This window comes from Marinomonas atlantica, from assembly GCF_001639725.1.
GTDB classification, from domain to species: domain Bacteria; phylum Pseudomonadota; class Gammaproteobacteria; order Pseudomonadales; family Marinomonadaceae; genus Marinomonas; species Marinomonas atlantica.
The window spans coordinates 1-271 of sequence record NZ_LTAW01000041.1 but is presented as its reverse complement, the minus strand read 5'-3'; the positions used below and the strand labels follow the sequence as shown (position 1 = coordinate 271).

Below are 271 nucleotides of genomic sequence, written 5' to 3'. Positions count from 1 at the left end.
CATGGTCAATTCTGACTGATGTAAAGAGGCGACATTTGGTAAGGGCATTTCAATAAATCGGCCCATCTGTTGTGAAATAAGAGAGGCACTTGCCCCAAGCGCTACGTTGCTCATTTCGCGGATTGCAGCCATTAAATCAATCGGTTTGTGGCTGTGTTTATTGGGTCTGATATCCGTGTTGCGTAGAGGTAGTTGGTAGTATTCAAATAACGAAACCAAATCAGACGTCACAAAAGGCTTTTCGATAAAATGTTTGGCCCCCAAATCTTTG

1 pseudogene is annotated in these 271 nt (G+C 43.2%); it reads right to left on the bottom strand.

Going from position 1 to position 271, the window contains the following annotated elements:
- Positions 1–271, bottom strand: a pseudogene (locus AYW75_RS18480) (hypothetical protein); the annotation flags it as partial.